Origin of the sequence: Acinetobacter sp. ME22, from assembly GCF_022012315.1 — a bacterium.
Taxonomy (GTDB): Bacteria; Pseudomonadota; Gammaproteobacteria; order Pseudomonadales; family Moraxellaceae; genus Acinetobacter; species Acinetobacter brisouii_A.
This window is the reverse complement of the sequence record NZ_JAKLTL010000015.1, coordinates 26,145-45,297: the sequence shown is the minus strand read 5'-3', so window position 1 is coordinate 45,297 and position 19,153 is coordinate 26,145. Positions and strand designations below refer to the sequence as shown.

The 19,153-nt window shown below is 35.5% G+C and carries 16 protein-coding genes and 1 pseudogene; 5 read left to right on the top strand and 12 right to left on the bottom strand.

Annotated elements, in window-relative coordinates; genetic code table 11:
- Positions 1 to 502: 502 nt before the first annotated feature.
- From LVY74_RS15575 to ctlX, 8 genes and pseudogenes are all read right to left on the bottom strand, one after another.
- The gene (locus LVY74_RS15575) at positions 503 to 1,921 is read right to left on the bottom strand and encodes an amino acid permease (protein ID WP_237815824.1); all 1,419 of its coding nucleotides are present in this window, start codon (positions 1,919 to 1,921) and stop codon (positions 503 to 505) included.
- 305 nt (positions 1,922 to 2,226) lie between these two features.
- Positions 2,227 to 3,681 (bottom strand): amino acid permease, encoded by a 1,455-nt coding sequence (locus tag LVY74_RS15570; protein WP_237815823.1) that lies wholly within the window; start codon positions 3,679 to 3,681, stop codon positions 2,227 to 2,229.
- 115 nt (positions 3,682 to 3,796) lie between these two features.
- Positions 3,797 to 4,765: a succinylglutamate desuccinylase gene (gene astE, locus LVY74_RS15565; protein WP_237815822.1), complete on the bottom strand. Its 969-nt coding sequence runs from the start codon at positions 4,763 to 4,765 to the stop codon at positions 3,797 to 3,799.
- A 186-nt stretch (positions 4,766 to 4,951) separates the two neighbouring features.
- Positions 4,952 to 6,411 (bottom strand): annotated as a pseudogene (astD, locus tag LVY74_RS15560) (succinylglutamate-semialdehyde dehydrogenase).
- Entirely contained in the window at positions 6,411 to 7,448 is a 1,038-nt protein-coding gene (astA, locus tag LVY74_RS15555) for an arginine N-succinyltransferase (protein WP_237815821.1), read from the bottom strand. The pseudogene astD and the gene astA overlap by 1 nt, the downstream one beginning before the upstream one ends.
- 5 nt (positions 7,449 to 7,453) lie before the next feature.
- Positions 7,454 to 8,680, bottom strand: coding sequence for a bifunctional succinylornithine transaminase/acetylornithine transaminase (locus LVY74_RS15550; protein WP_237815820.1), 1,227 nt, complete (start codon positions 8,678 to 8,680; stop codon positions 7,454 to 7,456).
- A 123-nt stretch (positions 8,681 to 8,803) separates the two neighbouring features.
- Positions 8,804 to 10,219 carry an amino acid permease gene (locus LVY74_RS15545; RefSeq protein ID WP_237815819.1) on the bottom strand — a complete coding sequence of 472 codons (1,416 nt, stop codon included), beginning with the start codon at positions 10,217 to 10,219 and terminating at the stop codon, positions 8,804 to 8,806.
- On the bottom strand, positions 10,210 to 11,148 hold the full coding sequence (gene ctlX, locus LVY74_RS15540) for a citrulline utilization hydrolase CtlX (RefSeq protein WP_237815818.1): 939 nt from the start codon (positions 11,146 to 11,148) through the stop codon (positions 10,210 to 10,212). The genes LVY74_RS15545 and ctlX overlap by 10 nt, the downstream gene beginning before the upstream one ends.
- Positions 11,149 to 11,305: 157 nt before the next feature.
- On the opposite strand from ctlX, the gene LVY74_RS15535 reads away from it, so the two are divergent.
- A complete protein-coding gene (locus tag LVY74_RS15535) occupies positions 11,306 to 11,761 on the top strand; it encodes an Lrp/AsnC family transcriptional regulator (protein ID WP_442862807.1) in 456 nt (151 codons plus the stop codon).
- A gap of 50 nt (positions 11,762 to 11,811) precedes the next feature.
- Here LVY74_RS15535 and LVY74_RS15530 read toward each other — a convergent pair whose 3' ends face one another.
- Complete coding sequence (locus LVY74_RS15530) at positions 11,812 to 12,843, bottom strand: histone deacetylase family protein (protein ID WP_237815816.1); 1,032 nt, start codon at positions 12,841 to 12,843, stop codon at positions 11,812 to 11,814.
- Positions 12,844 to 12,926: 83 nt separating this feature from the next.
- On the opposite strand from LVY74_RS15530, the gene LVY74_RS15525 reads away from it, so the two are divergent.
- A complete protein-coding gene (locus LVY74_RS15525) occupies positions 12,927 to 13,451 on the top strand; it encodes an Lrp/AsnC family transcriptional regulator (RefSeq protein ID WP_237815815.1) in 525 nt (174 codons plus the stop codon).
- 8 nt (positions 13,452 to 13,459) lie between these two features.
- Here the strand turns inward: LVY74_RS15525 and LVY74_RS15520 are convergent, their stop codons facing one another.
- Positions 13,460 to 14,338, bottom strand: a complete 879-nt coding sequence (locus LVY74_RS15520) for a LysR family transcriptional regulator (RefSeq protein WP_237815814.1) — start codon at positions 14,336 to 14,338, stop codon at positions 13,460 to 13,462.
- A 153-nt stretch (positions 14,339 to 14,491) separates the two neighbouring features.
- On the opposite strand from LVY74_RS15520, the gene LVY74_RS15515 reads away from it, so the two are divergent.
- Genes LVY74_RS15515 through LVY74_RS15505 form a run of 3 tightly spaced genes read left to right on the top strand, consistent with a single transcriptional unit; the run spans position 14,492 to position 16,916 of the window.
- Complete coding sequence (locus LVY74_RS15515; protein WP_237815813.1) at positions 14,492 to 15,556, top strand: alkene reductase; 1,065 nt, start codon at positions 14,492 to 14,494, stop codon at positions 15,554 to 15,556.
- Between the two features lie 29 nt (positions 15,557 to 15,585).
- Positions 15,586 to 16,314: a pirin family protein gene (locus LVY74_RS15510; protein ID WP_237815812.1), complete on the top strand. Its 729-nt coding sequence runs from the start codon at positions 15,586 to 15,588 to the stop codon at positions 16,312 to 16,314.
- Between the two features lie 14 nt (positions 16,315 to 16,328).
- Positions 16,329 to 16,916 carry an isochorismatase family protein gene (locus LVY74_RS15505; protein ID WP_237815811.1) on the top strand — a complete coding sequence of 196 codons (588 nt, stop codon included), beginning with the start codon at positions 16,329 to 16,331 and terminating at the stop codon, positions 16,914 to 16,916.
- A 164-nt stretch (positions 16,917 to 17,080) separates the two neighbouring features.
- Here LVY74_RS15505 and LVY74_RS15500 read toward each other — a convergent pair whose 3' ends face one another.
- Positions 17,081 to 18,019, bottom strand: coding sequence for a LysR family transcriptional regulator (locus LVY74_RS15500; protein ID WP_237815810.1), 939 nt, complete (start codon positions 18,017 to 18,019; stop codon positions 17,081 to 17,083).
- Between the two features lie 58 nt (positions 18,020 to 18,077).
- Entirely contained in the window at positions 18,078 to 19,142 is a 1,065-nt protein-coding gene (locus LVY74_RS15495; protein ID WP_237815809.1) for a histone deacetylase family protein, read from the bottom strand.
- Between the last annotated feature and the right edge of the window lie 11 nt (positions 19,143 to 19,153).

Sequence of the window (19,153 nt, the reverse complement as noted above, 5' to 3'; positions counted from 1 at the left end):
CCAGCGTTTGAATTGTCGGCCAAGAAAAAGACTCGGCGTTAAAAGTCCGAGTCAGGTATTATGGCAACAACATGGTGTTGCACTTCAAATGCTAATCTAAGTGTTTTATTACGAATAATGACGGAGATTAATCCATCAGAACTGTGATCTTCAATGAATAATAGCTTCTTATTCAATGTAAACAGTAGAAATTTCTACATACCTTGATATTGGGTATGTTTTAAAAGCATCTTTTGTGTAGATTATTCATCGGAGTAGATGGCTGCTAAAGCCTTTTTCACAATGAACAGAACAAGAAAGTATCAAAAAGAGGATAAATAAAACACGTAACATAGATTATGTAGATGTTCGATTATATGAAAATTTTTACACTAGAATTTAGCGCGATGCGCATCTGGATAGAGTCAGCCTATAGCACATGAGGCAATCTCAAAAAGAGATTGCCTCATGTCTAGGATGTGGGGAATAACTGATTTCTTACATAATTCAGCAAAATTATTCTTTATTTGCCAAGGTCATTGCTGCCATGTCGTACAGAATCAATAATGTTGCTATGTTGAGATTTATTTGATCGAATCATTTTCATCACCTCATATGCGAAGACGATGATAACAATTGCAATTAGAGACTGCCCTAAACTTAAGCGTGTAGCAGGATTGATACCCATACTGATTAGAACAGCGATAATGCAGGCAGTCACGAACAAAGGTAGCCAAGGATATAACCACATTTTAAATTTTAGCGTTCCTTCACGTTCCCACTTTTTACGTAGCTTTAATTGTGATAGGCAAATCATTAAATAGATGAATAGAAACAATGCACCTGATGAGTCTAGTAAAAACTGGAAAGCTGTGTCTGGCCATAATGCAGCAATCACAACACATCCATATCCCACTAAGGTTGATGTCAAAACTCCCCATACTGGTACACCTCGTTTATTCTTTTTAGCTAACCAGCTTGGAGCTTCATGATTTGAACTGAGTACATGTAACAGACGTGAAGAAGTATATAACCCTGCATTAAGTACAGATAAGACAGCAACGAGAATCACAAGAGTTAATGCCGTACCTGCACCTGGAATACCAATCGCATCCAATGTTGCCACAAAAGGGGATTTACCAGGAACAACCATAGTCCAAGGTTGAGCGACGACAATAAACAGTGTTGATAAAACAAAGAACACCATAATCCGGATCATTACAGTATTTACAGCACGTCGAATGTTTTGTGATGGATTATCAGATTCAGCCGCAGCAATAGTCGCAACTTCAACGCCACTCATTGAGAAAATGACTGAAACAACACCAGAGAATAGTGCAAGAGGACCATGTGGTAGAAATCCTCCATGTTGGGTCAAGTTTGCAAAAGAAGCTGTAGAATTTGGCCATAGTTTAAAGACATACATACCAACAATGATTAAGAAAACGATGATTGCTGCAACTTTAATGCCTGCAAACCAGTATTCAGCTTCACCAAAGGAGCTCACAGATAATAGGTTTAGTGATGTCATTAGTATTAATAAAACTAAAGAAATGGCCCAAACTGGAATATCGGACAACCATCCATGAATAATCTGCCCTCCAACCACAGCTTCAAAACCAACGACCACTACCCAGAAATACCAATAAAGCCAACCTGTTGAAAATCCAGCTATATTCCCAAAAGCGAGTCGAGAAAAATCAACAAATGAGCCAGATGTTGGATGAGCAGCTGCCATTTCTCCTAACATTCGCATAATTAAGCCAACCATGATGCCTGTAATGGCATAGCAGATAAATGCAGCAGGACCAGCGGCGGCAATGACTGAGCTAGAGCCAACAAAAAGCCCAGCTCCGATGACACCTCCAAGAGCTAACATACTAATATGACGGGTTTTAAGCATCGATTTTAAATGTGGATCATGTTCCTTATGAATCGCCATTATTCATTTCCCTCTGAGTTATCGTTTAAATTTCATTCAGAGATATAAGCATGTGAGCAAGGCATTGCCTATACGGAAAAAAGATGAATTAAAACCTAGATTTTGTATAAATGTATGAAAGAGCAATCGATCATGCTGAGGAATCTATACAGTGCCGAATAGCCTAAAATGCGGAAAATACTTTGATACTGAACTTTTAGCTAGAAGGGTATTTATCTTATCATCTATGGCTATTTGCAATAGTACGAAATAAATTACCTAAACTGTTTTAGGTAATTTATTAATTAATTGACTAAATGAATTTTTTAATTTTCTATCCGTTTTCCATGTTCCAGTATCCATGTACGTTGTCTATTCTTAGATTTTTTAATCTTATAGAAAATGTAAAGGGCTAAAAACCAAAATGGTGAAATCGCAAGTGAAATTAATGTTTGATGATCTAAGCCTAAAATAATAATCGAAAATATTAAAAAGGCTAATGTAGCCCATGACATAAAAATACCAAAAGGCATTTTATAGATAGACTTTTCATGCAATTCTGGATATTTTTTACGGTATACAAGGTAAGAAATTAAAATAAGTCCAAAAGTAAAAATAACTAAAATTGAACCAAATGTTGAGATGATAGTAAAAGCCACCATGACATTAGGAACAATAAAAAGAATAGAAGTTCCTAAAAATACACATGCCATTGAAAAAATTAAACTATTTACTGGGACTTTTCTTTTTGATAAATAACTAAATTTTTCAGAAGCATCTTTCTCTGTAGCTAAACCATATAGCATGCGGCTAGTTGCAAATATTCCACTATTGGCAGAAGACATTGCTGATGTGGCAACAACAAAATTCATAATACTAGCGGCAGCAGGTAAACCAATTAAAGTGAAAAATTGTACGAATGGACTTTTGTCTGTACTAATATTAACCCAAGAAGTTACAGAGATAATGCAAATTAGTGCTAGAACATAAAATAAAATGATTCTCAAAGGAATAGAGTTAATAGCTTTTGGTAATGATTTTTGTGGATCTTTGGTTTCTGCTGCAGTTGTACCTACTAGTTCAATACCAATAAAAGAGAAAATCGCAATCTGAAACCCTGAAAAAAATCCAGATATCCCAAATGGAAACATTGCATCCTTATCTAATAAATGATTAAAAGAAGCAGTTGTACCACTTGGAGAAACAAAATGAGAAAAAATTAAATATAAACTAACCAGTAAGAATGAAACAATAGCGATAATTTTAACAAGTGAAAACCAGAATTCCATTTCTCCAAAAATTTTAACTGTAAGTAAGTTCAATAATGTTAATATAGTAATAGTTGTAAATGCTGGTATCCAAGCTGGTAAATCAGGATACCAGAATTGCATATATCCTCCAATAACAATCATATCTGCTATTGCTGCAACTACCCAACTTAACCAATATGACCATCCTAAAAAATATCCTGCCCATGGACCTAAATATGCAGTACAGAAGTCAGCAAATGATTTATATCTTGTATTTGATAAGAGCAATTCGCCCATTGCTCTCATTACAAAAAAGAAGAAAAAACCAATGATTAGATATGTAAATATTACAGACGTTCCTGAGACTCCTAGTGTTTTACCAGACCCCATAAACAAACCTGTACCGATAGCACCACCAATTGCAATTAATTGGATATGGCGATTAGACAATGATCTGTCTAAATACTCATCATTTTCCTTATTATAATGATGACCACCTAACAAATCACCATCAATATATTTATCTTGCATAAAATCAACCTTAAATTAATCTAGATAATAAAAATCCAATCAGATTAAGATAATGTTATGCAATATTAATGCCAACAAAAAACAAATAAAATTATAGAATAATTTTAAAATAATACTATTTTTGTATAATAATTAATCCTGCTCTTAGCCCTTTTTTAACATTATTATTTGGAAATAATATTCTCACCTCGGAATTAAATAATATTTCATTTTTATTTTGTGTAGCAATGATATTTTTTGGTGCAAATAATGTAAAATTTGGTGCATTATCTGGTAAATTAAACTTGAAATCATCATATTCTTTCAATATTGATGATTTCACAATGAATATATCTATAAATGATTTTTTTCGGAATGGAAATTCTTTTTTAAGAAGAATATTTTCTAACATCATTTTAATATCATTAAATTCTACCAGATTATTCTCACCTAATTTATTTGCTTTACCTAATTCTAAAGTAACACTTGCAGATAAAAATAATGAACTGGTAAATTGTGTAAATGTTTTTCCAATTTCATTATGATATACAAGAGCATCTATATTAGATGACTCAATGAATTCTATTAACTTATTATCATAGGGATGTACCTGATAAGGCAATAGTGCAAAAGTTTGAAATAATGATGTTCGTATAGCAGTATGTAGATCATAGTGATAACGTTTGTTATTTATTGGACTATTTTTAAAAAATAAATCCACTGCTTTCTCTAATTCTTTGGCACGTTGTATTTCTCTATCTGTTTCAATATCATTATAATCACAGAAAAATAATCTATTTAAATCATTTTCTAGATACCTTTTACCTAGACGTATAGCTTGTGGATTTCCAAATATAAATAGAACATGTTCTTTTAATATTATTTTTCCAGAAAATAAATCATTAACAATTTGATCAATAATTTCTATAGGTGCTGTTTCATTTCCATGGATGCCCGCTGAAATGATAATCGAACTAGTACTTGAGTTATGAGGTATACACTCAAGAATTCCTTCACCTAGATTTTTCCATGAAAAATTTTTATGAATTCCTCTATATTCTTCACAAGCATTCTTAGATAAAAGCGTATTTAAAAAGCCTTCCATTTGAATAACCTTTATTTTTTAAATTGTATAAAAAATCTAATTTTTAAAACAATCATTCTCTTTTTAATTAAAAAACTGAATATTTTCATTTGATTTATAGAATTTTAAAGCTTTCATAGTGATGGATTGCTCCAGCAATCCATCAAAATTAATTTCAGAATATATAAATCATTTTTCTGCTATTCATTAGAGTGTAAGACCTGGTGATAATGTTGAAGGAAGCTTTAATTCTGTGCTTTCAAGTGAAGCCATTGGCCATGCACAATAATCAGCTGCGTAAAATGCACTGGCTCTATGATTTCCAGATGCACCTACCCCACCAAAAGGTGCAGCACTTGATGCACCAGTTAATGGTTTATTCCAATTGACAATTCCAGCTCTAGATTCAAGCAATAATCTTTCAAATAATTCTCTTTGGGGTGAAACTAATCCTATGGATAGACCAAATCGAGTTTTGTTAGCGATTTTAATTGCGTCATCAAAATCGTCATAACGATAGAGAGTAGTGAGTGGGCCGAAGTATTCTTCATCAGGAATATTTTCTGTATGTTTGAGTTCTAAAATACCTGGTGTTAGGATTGAATTATTAATAATAGGCTTTGTCATCTTCAGTAATGGTTTAGCACCTAATTCAATTAATTGTTCTTGTGCAATCATCATTCGATCTGCTGCTTCTGATGAAATGACTCCCCCCATAAAAGGTTGAGGTTCAGCATCCCATTGACCAACTTTCAACGTTTTTGAAACTTCAACCAAGCGTTGAATGAGAGCATCTCCTTTTTTCCCTGTTTTTACCAAGATACGTCGTGCACATGTACATCTTTGACCTGCTGAAATAAAAGCAGACAGTATAATTAAGTTCACAACAGCATCTATATTAATTACGTCATCTACAATTAGTGCATTATTTCCACCCATCTCTAATGCCAAGATTTTCTCTGGAGAATTGATCATCTGGCGATGCAGGTGATATCCAGTGTTTGCACTTCCTGTAAATAATAGACCATCAATTTCATGTGCTGAAGCGAGGGACTCACCTGTGTTACGACCACCTTGTATTAGATTTAAGACTCCTTTAGGTAAACCTGCTTTTTCCCAGAGTTTTACTGTTTCTTCAGCTGTCCAAGGTGTTAGCTCACTTGGTTTAAATACAATAGTATTTCCAGCTAATAATGCTGGAATAATGTGCCCATTTGGTAAATGCCCAGGAAAATTATAAGGGCCAAATACAGCCAAAACACCATGAGGGCGATGACGTAATGATGCAATCCCATCAGATATTTCAGTTGAGCTAGTACCTGTTCTTTGATGATAAGCTTGTACAGATATTTGAGCCTTGCCAATCATTGACTGCACTTCCGTCAATGTCTCCCATCTAGGTCTAAACTAATAATTTGAGCAAGATGGCTTTTATGTTCTTCTAGTAAAGTGACAAATTTGACAATCACTTCTAATCTTTGTTCAAACCCTGTTTTTGCCCAATTTGGAAAAGCATCTCGTGCTGAAAGACATGCATGTTTAACATCAGAATTCGAAGCTTCTTTGCCTTGCCAGATTACTGAATTATCAAAAGGATTTTCCTTTATAAAAGTCTGACCTTGACCATCATGCCAAATACCATTAATAAATAGTTGTCCTTTTGACATTATTGTTTTCCTTGAATGTTTACAGTAAGTAATCGTATTTGATCACCATCTTGAATATGCAATTGCTCTGCTTGTTCTGTACTTAGTTCTAAGGTGTTTTTCTTTGGCTGGTTATAAACTAGAATTGCTCGGTAATTTTCATAGCGATCATTTGCAATAATGAAAGGTTCATCTTGAAAATTGATATTTTCAGCAGATTCAATATGAACAGTAAATATCTGACTCTCTTTCATAGCTCTTAAATTTTCAATATCTGCCTGTAATGTTGCACCACCATCAAAAATGTCGATATATCCCTTATAACGTAAACCTTCACCAATTAGCAGGTTATATGCAGGCATAGTATTTGGGTGAACCATACCAATTACAGCTCTTGCGTCATCGGGCAACATATCAACATAAAGCGGATGACGCGGCATTAGCTCTGCAATAAATACTTTTTGACCAACACCACTTAAGTAATCAGCTTTAGTAAATTCGATATTAAAAAATTTATGCCCAACTGCATTCCAAAATGGAGAGTGACCATTTTCATCTGAATAACCACGCATTTCAGCAACAATAGTTTCTTCAAAATATTGACGAAATGCTGAAAGAAACAGAAAACGGACTTTAGATAAGAATTTACCATTTTTGTTTAGACGGTAGTCTGGGTCTAAAAATAAGGTACATAGCTCACTACAGTTCGTATGATTATTGCTTAGATAAAGAGTTGGTAACGATTTATAGACATTTAAGGGTTCAGACGCATGAACTTGTGTCCCGACATGAAAGTTATACCAAGGTTCTTTTAAACCTAGTGCAACTTCAATTCCGCAAACACCAACCACTTTCTTTAATTCAGTATCTTCTAAAACAAATAAATAAACTTGATCAACTTTGTCTAGCTTACCTGCTACGGTATCACAGGCACGTTGAATACGTGCTGCCAATTTTTCCATATTTGGTTGTAGCGATGTCAAACCAAACCCAGCTTTCTCAGCGAGGGTATATAAATCATTTACATCTTGAGGATGAATATAACGAATAATCATCATGTCTATTATTCCCCTTTTTGACTTTTAACGAAGCGAGCAAGTGCATGATCAAATCGTTTGAGTCCTTCATCAATATCAGAAAATGGAATAATTAAAGAAGGTGTAAAGCGGATAACGTTAGGACCAGCAACAAGTGCAAGTAAACCCTCTTCCCCTGCTAATTTATTAATATCTTTTGCTTTACCAGCGAACTCTTCTTTTAAAACACATCCAATTAACAACCCATCACCACGAATAACTTCAAAAAGTTCATGTTTTTCATTTAATTGATACAGAGCATTTTTAAAATACTTTTGGCGTTCTTCGACACCATTTAATACCTCTGGTGTATTGATATGACTAAATACCGCTCCAGCAACTGCACATGCCAATGGATTTCCACCATATGTCGTTCCATGGTCACCCACTGCAAATTGGTTTGCAAATTGGTTTGTTGTTAGCATTGCTCCTATAGGGAATCCACCTCCTAAGGCCTTAGCTGTGGTTAAAATATCAGGGACGATGCCTGAATTCATGTATGCATACAAACGCCCTGACCTGCCAACACCAGTTTGTACTTCATCAAAAATAAGAACAGCACCAGTTTGGTCACATAATTCACGCAAACCAGCTAAAAAATCTAAATCAGCAGGAATAACCCCACCTTCACCCTGAATAGGTTCAACAATAACCGCACAGGTTTTTTGATTGATGGTTGCTTTTGCTGCATCTAAATCATTAAATGCAATATGGTGAATACCGTCAGGTAGTGGAGCAAATTCTTTAGAATATTTGGGTTGTCCTCCAGCAGAGACTGTAAACAAGGTACGACCATGAAAAGAATTATGAAAAGCAACGATCTCATTTTTTCCATCTATTTCGCTTAATCGTCCAACTTTACGTGCAAGCTTTAATGCTGCTTCATTCGCTTCAGCACCAGAATTACAAAAGAAAACCTTATCAGCGAAAGTGCTCTCTACCAATTGCTTTGCTAACCTAAGGACAGGCTCATTAGTATAGCCATTCCCAATATGACATAATTTTTCAGCCTGTTCTTTAACTGCATTTATGGCAACTGTATGTGCATGTCCTAAAGCATTCACAGCAATTCCACCTGCAAAATCAATATATTCCTTATCATTTTGATCCCAAACTCTTGAGCCTAATCCTTTTACTGGAATAAATGCTGCAGGAGCAAAAACGGGAACCATATATCGATCAAAATCTTGACGTGTAATCACTTGATTTAACATTGAAACCTCTTCTGAATCATTTCCATTACATCATTAGCTTTTTATTTATAAATGTAAGCTATTGATATATTTTAAATAAAATAAATATTTGCATATTATTTAATAAGTATTTTAACTTTTAAACTAATCACAATTTCCAGAAATAAACTGATTAATCTTCTCTTTATAGCGATAAGCGATTGCTAGCCAAATAAACCAAATAGGTGCAAGATATAGCCCCATACGTGTATCTTCTTTTAGACAGATTGCAATTAATGCGAATCCAAAGAAGGCTAAACATAAATAAGAAAGGAGGTTCCCAGCAGGCATTTTATAAATAGATGTTTGGTGTAAATCTGGACGTTTCTTACGATAAGAAAGATATGCCAGAATAATGAGTGACCAAATAAAGATTAGAAAAATCGCAGATAATGTCGATAGCATCGTAAATAATGTCATGACATTTGGAATAAAAATGAGAAGAACGGCACCAGTGAACATGCAAAAACCAGAAATTAATAAACCTCGTAATGGGATATTGGTTCTTGATAAAACTTTAAACTGATTCGGTGCTTGTTTTTCCCAAGCAAGACCAAATAACATGCGACTAGTAGAAAATACACCACTGTTTGCAGAAGAAAAAGCCGATGTTAGTACAACAAAATTAATAATGGCTGCAGCGGCAGGTAAGCCTGCAAGGGAAAATAGCTCAACAAATGGACTTTTATCTGGTGAAATATAGTGCCAAGAAGTCACAGAGATAATACAAATTAATGACAGAACATAGAACAACATGATTCTAAAAGGAATTGAGTTAATCGCACGTGGTAAATTACGCTCAGGATTTTTTGTTTCCGCTGCAGTAACTCCAACTAATTCAATTCCAATAAAAGAGAAAATAGCAATTTGAAATCCCGCAATAAAGCCTAATGTTCCATTTGGAAAAATAACGGCAGGATCAATTACATGATGAAAGGAAGCTTGTACTCCATTAGGGGACTTAAATCCTGAAAAGATCATCCAAAATCCAACAAGAATAAGTAGTACAATTGCACAAACTTTAATAATCGAGAACCAGAATTCAGCTTCACCAAAAGCTTTCACGGACATTGCATTAAGAAGAATTAGAGCAGCTAATGCACTAAATGCTGGGATCCACAAAGGAGTGTCTGGGAACCAGAATTGAAAATAACCTCCTATTACTACAACATCCCCGATACAAGCAACTACCCAGCTCAACCAATAAGTCCAGCCAATAAAAAATCCTGTCCAACCTCCGAGATATTCTCCAGTAAAATCAGCAAAAGAACGGTATTTACTATTTGAAAGCAATAATTCACCAAGAGCTCGCATCACTACAAACATGAAAAATCCAACAATCATGTAAGTTAAAATAATGGATGAGCCCGATAAATGAATGGTTTTACCCGCCCCCATAAATAAGCCTGTACCAATGGCCCCTCCAATGGCAATTAACTGAATATGCCGATTTTCCAGTTTTTTCTGCAAAACATGTTCATCTGCCTTGATGGTTGTATCACTTAAAGTATCTATTTCCATGTGCTTTCCTCATCAGAATGACGTTGTAAAAAAATTTCAGCTAACATACAACGTGCACCGCCACCGCCTAAGTCTTCAATAACATCTATTGGAGCCAAAGCCAGATGTGCATAATCAGAAATCAGTTTTTGCTGTTCTGGATTAAATGCATTCCATGCGCGTGTCGACATTGCATAAACTGGCTCATTGTTTGTATTTTTCAGTTCTAAAATATTGCAGGAGAAGTTTTCCATTTGTTCATAACTGACATCAATAATGGTTTTTCCACATACTTCCAATAGATTTATCAATTGGTTACGTTCTAATTCATCATGGATGGATTCAAGACAGACCACTGCAAAGCGAGTACCCAAACTCATCATGACATTAGTGTGATAAATTGATTTTCCATTACGGTCTGTCGCGTTAAACCAAAACAATTCATAACCTGATAACTTTGAATATTCTTGTCCAACTAGCTCTGCACTTCGGGTAGAACGACAAACAAAAGCTTTTTGATGGTCATGTTCTAAAATCAATACCCCAGTCCCTTCAAAGTAAAATCCCTGCTTTTCAAAAGGTGATAAATCAATATGTTTATTGACAATAAATTCATGACAAAGCTTATTCAGAATTTCGGGTCTGCGTTCACGACGTCGATTTAGTGCCTCCATTGGATAAGTGAAAACAGATGCATCATTACTGGTACTTAACCAATTATTCGGAAAGATTGAGTCAGGTGTTTCATTGATCAAACCATCTTCAATAATCACAACATGAATACCAGCCTGACGTAGCACTTCGCTATATTGATCGAAAGCAATTTGAGCTTGATAAGTTGTATCTACTGAATTTTCAATATGTTTCTGAAATGAGTTACTGTGTAAAGTCTGTGGATTTGCATAAAATGCCGCGGGTCTTACCATCAATACTGTATTAGTTGTTTGCATGATGAATACTCAACACATTTAGTGAATAACGATGATTAAAATCAACAAGTTGATAAATGCTTAGTTTGGCAAAATATCTACTGTTACATTTCGATTACAGTATTATTGGCTATCAAATTGATTTGAAATAGTTGTAAAAAAGATCAAAAAGTTCTATATTTTCTCAAATTGTAAATACATTTTTATCAAAATGAATCCAACAGACCTACACATACTCAACCTCTTACGTGAAAATGCAAGAATGTCGATCACTGAGATTGCTGAAAAGGTACGAGCCTCAAGAGCAACTGTTCAAAAACGAATTGAGTTTATGGAGAGTACTGGCATCATCACTGGATATACGGTAAAGGTTAAGCCTAGTTTCGAACATCATATGATTCGTGCCTGGATGAACATCATGATAGAAGGAACTAGAATGCAAAATATTATCAAGGAGTTACGTTTACAACCTGAAGTTAATAGCTTGCATTCTACTAATGGAAAATGGGATCTTCTTGTCGAACTAAAAGTTAAAAATTTGGAAGAACTCGATCAAGCATTAGGTAAAATTAGAAGAATATCGGGCATTCACAACACTGAAACCAGTCTTCTGTTATCTACCTATAAAGCCTAATTTTTGGGATGCGCTCGTAGGCAAAAAGCTAACTTTTATAGTCAAATTATCTATATTCGACCTTCAAATCCCATTAATGTATTCACAGCATTTACCCCTATTTCATCTACCATATACCCACCTTCCATAATGAATAATGTAGGAATATTAAGCTTAGAAATGAGATCACCCATTTTGAAATAATCTTCACTCTCTAATTTAAAGTGACTAATTGGATCATTTTTAAAAGTATCAACGCCTAATGAAATAATTAGAAACTCTGTATCATGTTGTTGAATTCTCTGTAATGCATTTTCTAAAGCCATTACATATTCACTCCACATAGTATCTCTAGGTAATGGATAATTTGCTGTAAAACCAGTACCTTGACCTGCGCCCGTCTCATAATCGAAGCCAGAAAAGTAAGGGTAAGATATCTTAGGATCCCCGTGAATAGATGCAAAAAAGACATCATTACGTTCATAAAAGATATTTTGTGTTCCATTACCATGATGAAAGTCAACATCTAAAATGGCTACACGCTTAACACCACTACTTAAAACGTATTCCGCAGCTATTGCAGCATTGTTTAAATAACAATATCCACCCATATATTCTTTGGCAGCATGATGCCCAGGAGGCCGGCACAGTGCAAAAGCAGAATGTTGTCCACACATAATCTGCTCTGCGGCGGTTAATGCAGTATCAGCACTAGCCTTTACTGCTTCCCATGTTCCAGCAGTAATTGGAGAGCCTGCGTCCATTGCATAAAATCCAAGCTTACCATCAATAAATTCTGGCTCATTTGCATTTCCCAAGTCTTTGACTGGCCAAACTAAGGGAAGCGCATCACATTGCTTTCCTGTTGCAGTCCATTCAGACCATGCATTTTCTAAAAACTGAATATAACGCTCCGTATGTGCTGCCACATAACAAGATCGATCAAATTCTTTTTCTTGATGTACTTTGCCTAGATTAGCCGCTTTTACACGAGCCAAAACCATATCTGCACGCTGAGGCTTTTCAAAAGAGGCACTTACTGTGCCATCTTTTAACTCTGAACCATGGTGTAAGTGATGCTTTGAACTATATATAGTCAGCATTGCTTTCCTGTATTTTGTATTTAAGAACATAGATATAATTTAAAAAAGAACACGAGAAATTACTTTGCTTTTCTTTTTATAAAATGAGATATTTAGAAATATTATTATCAATTATCACCATAATGAGCAATAAAATTTCTAAAGCGAATTTAGACTTAACAGACTTAAAAATTTTAGGTCTGTTACAACAAAATGGTGCGCTATCAAGTACAGAATTGAGTGAGACATTATCAATGTCATTAGCTCCATGTTGGCGTAGAAAAAAGCGCTTAGAAGAAATAGGGATTATTAAAAGCTATCAAGCCAATCTAGATCGTAAGCAATTAGGAATCGATGTCCTTGCATTTGTACAGATTAGATTCGGTCAGCACTCTGGTATTCAACCAGATCAATTTGAAGAGAAGATATGTGAGTTAGATCAAGTTTTATCTTGCCATAAGGTAACCGGTGAAGCGGATTACCTACTCACTATTATTGCAACTGATCTGGAAGGATATGGCCATTTTGTTGAAAATATTCTCCGTAAACAGCCTGGAATTATTTCAATTCAATCAAGTTTATCTTTAAGAGAAATAAAAAATTCATCTCGGATCCCTGTTAATTTTTAAAAATTTATTTAATTATTTATAGATAGATGATTACGCAAAAAATCAATAAACACCCGAACTTTTGCTGGTAGTAAGCGAGTTTCCGTCAAAGCATATACGGGTAGAACATCACCTTTCCATTCAGAAAGAATTGGCGTCAACAAACTTGCTTTTAGGTCATCTTGTACCACTTCATAAGGGGTAAATATTATGCCTTGACCAAGAAGAGATAACTTTCGGGTCATACCTACATTATTCAGCATGAATCTCGCACCAATCTTTACTTCTATTTTCTCTTCAGCTCGATACAGTTTCCAATGTGTGTTATTCGGGAAGCTCAAACATTCATGATGAACAAGATCATTCGGATGTTGAGGAATACCATATTGTTCTAGGTATTTGGGCGATGCAAAAAGCTGTCCTCTGAATTGCATGAGTTTATGTGCAATTAGATTGGAATCTGGAGGATTTCCCATACGAATCGCGACATCAATATTCTGAGTAACTAAATCAACTAATCTGGGCGTGAGATCAATTTCGAAATTAATACCTGGGTAATGTTCTGCGAATTCTACCAATAATGATGTTAAAAAAATGGTTCCAAAATCAACAGGTAAAGAGATTCGTAATGTTCCGCTTGGTTTAGAAAGCATCTCGCCTAATTGCTCATGAGCGAGCTTGGCTTCACCAACAATTCGTTTACAACGTTCAAAATAAATCTGCCCAGCTTCTGTCAGCTCAACTTTTCGTGTAGTCCGATGTAGTAATCGCAGACCAATTGCTTCTTCCAAATGGCTGATTCTTCTTGAAAGCGTTGAACTCGGCATATCTAAATTCTCTGCCGCTTTTCTAAAACTCATGACTTTACAGACTTCAACAAACAACGCCATGTCATTCAAAAGTTCCATTGTTATTGTTCCATTTATGCAGCAATCATTTTCATTTTAGCTTATTTATCCATTTTTTAAATTAATGAATACTAATCAGCATATCGCAGTAATTCAAAAATCAGATTTCATGTCACTGAAGCTGATTGTAGAAATTTAAAGGAAATGTAGAACATGAACAAAATATTCGAACCCGCTCAACTTGGTCGTTATACCTTAAGCAATCATCTTGTGATGGCACCGATGACCCGCTCTCGTGCTCAATTCGATGGTACACCAGGTGAACTCTCAGCAGAATATTACGCACAACGGGCAAGTGTTGGCTTAATTATTACAGAAGGTACGCAGCCGTCAGATGATGGGCAAGGCTACCTCACCACACCAGGGATATACACCGATGCTCATATTCAAGGCTGGAAAAAAACCATTGATGCTGTTCATGCAAAAGGGAGTCATATTTTCATCCAATTAATGCATGCAGGTCGGATGTCACATCCAGACAATACACCTCATCATCGTTTAGGGGTTGCGCCTTCAGCCATTGCACCAGAAATGGGTATGTTTACAGCCACTGGTATGCAAGAGATTCCAACACCTAAAGCCTTAAGCATCGACGAAATTAAACAAACGATTCAGGACTTTAGACATGCAGCTAAATCTGCAATTGAGGCTGGCGCAGATGGTGTTGAGATTCATGGTGCTAATGCGTACTTAATTCAACAATTTTTTGCTCCAAGTGCCAATACACGTACCGATGAATATGGTGGTTCCATTGAAAACCGTGCTCGCTTTGCCATTGAAGTCGCTACAGCAATTGCAGAAGAGATTGGTGCAGATCGCACAGGTATTCGTCTATCACCTGGAACAACTTTATGGGGAATTGATGAAGGTGAAGAAGGTCCAGAGTTATATCGCTATCTAGTGAAAGAACTGAATAAATTAGGGCTTGTTTATGTACATGTGATGCATCAAGGCAATGAAGAACTCTTAGCAGATATTCGTAATCTTTGGACGCAAACACTCATTCTTAATCGCCCTGACCAACCACGAGAAAAAATTGGAACTGATCTTGAAAGTGGTTTAGCTGATTTGGAAGCTTATGGACAAATGGTCTTAGCCAACCCTGATTTTGTAGAGCGTTTAAAAACCAATGCTCCAATGAATGAAGCCGATCGTATGACGTTCTTTGGCGGAACAGAGAAAGGCTATACCGATTATCCAACACATGGCCAAGCATAAGCGAAGTCAATTGAAAGGAGGAGAAAGTCATGTCTGAAATCTTATCACTTGAACGCATAAACATTGGTAGCCAATTTAGAGCATATGGCTTAAGAGGTGCGTACAACGCAACAAATCCATTTATTGGCGTTGATCATGCATGGATGAGTGGACCGACTTTTCCTCCTCATCCACATCAAGGCTTCTCAGCAGTTTCATATTTATTCCTTGATTCAGAAACAGGAATTAATAATCGCGACTCAATTGGGACCAAAAATCTTATAAAACCAGGTGGTCTGCATTGGACGACTGCTGGTCAAGGGATCGTACATGAAGAAGTTCCTGCTGAAACAGGAAAGACCGTACATTCACTACAAATCTTTATTAACTTGCCATCGCACTTACAAGAAACAGCACCAGGTTATCTCATTCTTGAAGCTGAAGATGTCCCTACAGTACATCGAGAAGGGGTTAAAGTTCGTGTGCCTTTAGGTCATTTTGAAAATGTTCAATCACCACTGACCCCACCCACTGAAGTCACAATGTTGGACATTAGTCTAGAACCAAACGCAGAACTTATTTTGACCTTAGTACCTGAACATTCTGGCTTTCTCTTACCTGTCTATGGCGAAGTTCTTGTAGATGATCAGATCTTTAAGCTTGATGATTTACATGTCCCTATTTTTAAAGAAAAAGAAGTAACTCAGTATATTTCTTTGAAAGCTCTTGAACGAGGAGCAAAACTCGTTTTTTTTAGTGCTAAACCATTATCAAATTAAATGAGGGAACTCAAATGACTTTCAAACGATTTACAGGTGAAGATTCAGCGTTGTTATTGATTGACCATCAAGTTGGAACAATGAGCTGGGTTAACTCGATTTCACTCGAAGAGATGAAACGCCATGCAGTTATGTTGGCTAAAACAGCAAAAATTCTGAATATTCCGACTGTACTTACTTCTAGCATGGAAGAATATGCTCAGGGGCCTTTGATGGATGAGCTGAAAGATATTTTACCTGTTGAATTCGAAGCCCGTATTAAGCGTTTAGGCATCGTCAACGCAATGGATGATGATAATTTTGCCGCAGCAGTCACAGCAACAGGACGTAAGCGTATCATCATTGCGGGGGTAACAAATGACGTATGTACAGTATATCCAGCATTAACTTTGATTGATCAAGGTTATGAAGTTCAAGTCGTTGCTGATGCAGGTGGTTCTCCAAGTAAAATGGCAGACGATATTGCTTTACAACGTATGTTAAAAGCGGGTGTTACATTAACAAGTACAAATCAATTAATCGCAGAATTGACTGGCAGTTGGAGTACTTCAGAAGGTATGCAAATTGTGCAAGAAGTTGTCATGCCTGCATTGCAAGGTTAGTCTAATACAAATTATTTCTAACCAAAAAGATGTAGATTTGAATCGACATCTTTTTTTATTACTAAATCAAGTGCCCATTTTTAAGAAACTTGAATCTTTCTGAATTTGGTGAAAAATTATTATCGACTATACAAGTTAAAAATAAACTTAACTAAATGAAAATTCTAAGATTTCTTGAATGTAGTGCTAGGAAAGATGCTTCTTAATTCATTAATAAAATATTGCTCTACTAACGATAGCTCTCTATCCTTATGCCATGCTAATAGTATTGGAATAATAGAAACATATGGAAACGGTGGAAGCTGCTTGAAGACTGTAATCAAATGGTTTTTCTCAATCATATGTTTAGGTAACAAACCAATACCGATACCATTTTGAATAAAACGGATGACTTCATCCATATTATTTGTAGTCACCAATAATTTATTACTTTTTAAAATTTTTCCTCTTACCTCACTTAATGGTGATAATGGATCATTTAATTGTTCACTTTGAAATGAGATAAACCCATGCCCTTTAATTTGCTCAATTGATTGAATATTTTCAGTATATAGTGGGTGTTTATTACTACAGAACAGTGCATATTTTTGATTGATAAGCATGTGATAATTTAACTTTGGATGTTCAACTTGATTAATACCAATCCCAAGAGCAGGTATTTTTTGTAATAATAGCTGTTGAATTTCTTTACTCTTCAAAACATCGACTTGAAAATCAACTAGTGGATACTTTTGATGAAAATCATGAAGTAACTGATCATAGCGTGCTGATTCGACTCGACTCAATACCAAAAGCTTGATTGTGCCAGATAGGCTATTTTTTTCTGTATTTAGCCGCTCTTCATAATCCATTAATTGACTATAAATCATCAGGCTGGCTTCAAATACAATTTCACCTGTTGGTGTTAAATAAAATTTCCCTCCCGCTCTAATAATCAGGACTTCACCAATTTGTTCTTCTAGTCTTTTTAAACTTTGACTAATTGCTGACTGTGTTAGAAATAATTTAATTGCCGCTTTGTTTAAACTACCTTCTTGAACAATTACTCGGAAGATACGTAGTAGTGACCAATTACATTTTTCTAATAATATATTTGATCTCATATCTACGTACCTCTTAATGTTCTATCTCCCGAATTAGATCCAGATCATAGCAGCAGGATTATGTCGCACTGACTTCCTGTTTACCTGCTTTACTGGGTGTTGAATGGATATCAAAGCCTTTTAAAAAACTTTGGAAATTTTCGTCCAGTTTTTCAATACAATAACCACCTTCAATTAAACTAATTGTTGGGACTCCAACTGATTTAATTTTCTCTGCTAGTTTTTCAAAGCCTGCTGTGCTTACAGCACATTTTGCTTGAGGATCATCAACATAAACATCAAACCCCATTACATGAATAACTACTTCAGGTTGGAAAAGTTTAACAAAGTTGATGGCTTGATCAATATGTTCAAAAAAAGTTTTTTCACTACTGCCATGAGGCATTGGAAAGTTCTTGTTATAACCATAGCCTTGATCTATACCATATCCATCAGCAAAGCCTGTCACTACTGGGTAGAAATTTGTTGGATCACCATGAACTGATGTATATAGCACATCAGGACGATCATAAAATATTTCTTGTATTCCTTGTCCATGATGCATATCAGTATCAATGATAGCTATACGTGAATAGTGTTGTTTAAGATATTGAGCAACCACTGCTGCATTATTAATATAACAAAAACCACCAGCGCCATCCTTTCTTGCATGGTGTCCTGCAGGTCTTGTTAGTCCAATCGCGAATTGTTCATTCTCTTGAACCAAAGCTTCCGCACAAGACAGCGCAGTTTGTGCCGACCAATATACGGATGTCCATGTGTCTTTACCAATTGGAGCACTACCATCTGCCAAATATTTTGCAGCCTTTGCCAATATTCCTATTTCTCGATTATTTTCACGCACAAAAATATTTGAAAGTACTTCCTCTCCCCAATCATCTGGTAAGTCCATCCACTCTTTATGCGCATTTTGGAGAAAGTTAAGATAACCCAAAGTATGTACTTCAAGTAATGGTTTTGTACCAAAATCTTTAGCTGTTGAAAGTGGTAAATTTAAGCGTGCAACTGTTTGTAATAATTCATGCATACGCTCTGGTTTTTCCTGAGGCTCTCTCATTTTACCTCTGGAATAATAACTTGCAGGACGATGTTTCAATTGTTCTGAATGAAAAAATAATTTCATAATATTTTCCC

Bases quoted from the DNA above. Each gene is read 5' to 3' on its own strand.
- LVY74_RS15575 (WP_237815824.1), bottom strand. From the start codon at position 1,921: ATGGCGATTCATAAGGAACATGATCCACATTTAAAATCGATGCTTAAA.
- astA (WP_237815821.1), bottom strand. From the start codon at position 7,448: ATGATGATTATTCGTTATATTCATCCTCAAGATGTAAATGATTTATAT.
- LVY74_RS15505 (WP_237815811.1), top strand. From the start codon at position 16,329: ATGACTTTCAAACGATTTACAGGTGAAGATTCAGCGTTGTTATTGATT.
- LVY74_RS15495 (WP_237815809.1), bottom strand. From the start codon at position 19,142: ATGAAATTATTTTTTCATTCAGAACAATTGAAACATCGTCCTGCAAGT.
- ctlX (WP_237815818.1), bottom strand. From the start codon at position 11,148: ATGCAAACAACTAATACAGTATTGATGGTAAGACCCGCGGCATTTTAT.
- LVY74_RS15500 (WP_237815810.1), bottom strand. From the start codon at position 18,019: ATGAGATCAAATATATTATTAGAAAAATGTAATTGGTCACTACTACGT.
- LVY74_RS15570 (WP_237815823.1), bottom strand. From the start codon at position 3,681: ATGCAAGATAAATATATTGATGGTGATTTGTTAGGTGGTCATCATTAT.
- LVY74_RS15510 (WP_237815812.1), top strand. From the start codon at position 15,586: ATGTCTGAAATCTTATCACTTGAACGCATAAACATTGGTAGCCAATTT.
- LVY74_RS15530 (WP_237815816.1), bottom strand. From the start codon at position 12,843: ATGCTGACTATATATAGTTCAAAGCATCACTTACACCATGGTTCAGAG.
- LVY74_RS15515 (WP_237815813.1), top strand. From the start codon at position 14,492: ATGAACAAAATATTCGAACCCGCTCAACTTGGTCGTTATACCTTAAGC.
- LVY74_RS15520 (WP_237815814.1), bottom strand. From the start codon at position 14,338: ATGGAACTTTTGAATGACATGGCGTTGTTTGTTGAAGTCTGTAAAGTC.
- LVY74_RS15525 (WP_237815815.1), top strand. From the start codon at position 12,927: ATGAGATATTTAGAAATATTATTATCAATTATCACCATAATGAGCAAT.
- LVY74_RS15545 (WP_237815819.1), bottom strand. From the start codon at position 10,219: ATGGAAATAGATACTTTAAGTGATACAACCATCAAGGCAGATGAACAT.
- astE (WP_237815822.1), bottom strand. From the start codon at position 4,765: ATGGAAGGCTTTTTAAATACGCTTTTATCTAAGAATGCTTGTGAAGAA.
- LVY74_RS15550 (WP_237815820.1), bottom strand. From the start codon at position 8,680: ATGTTAAATCAAGTGATTACACGTCAAGATTTTGATCGATATATGGTT.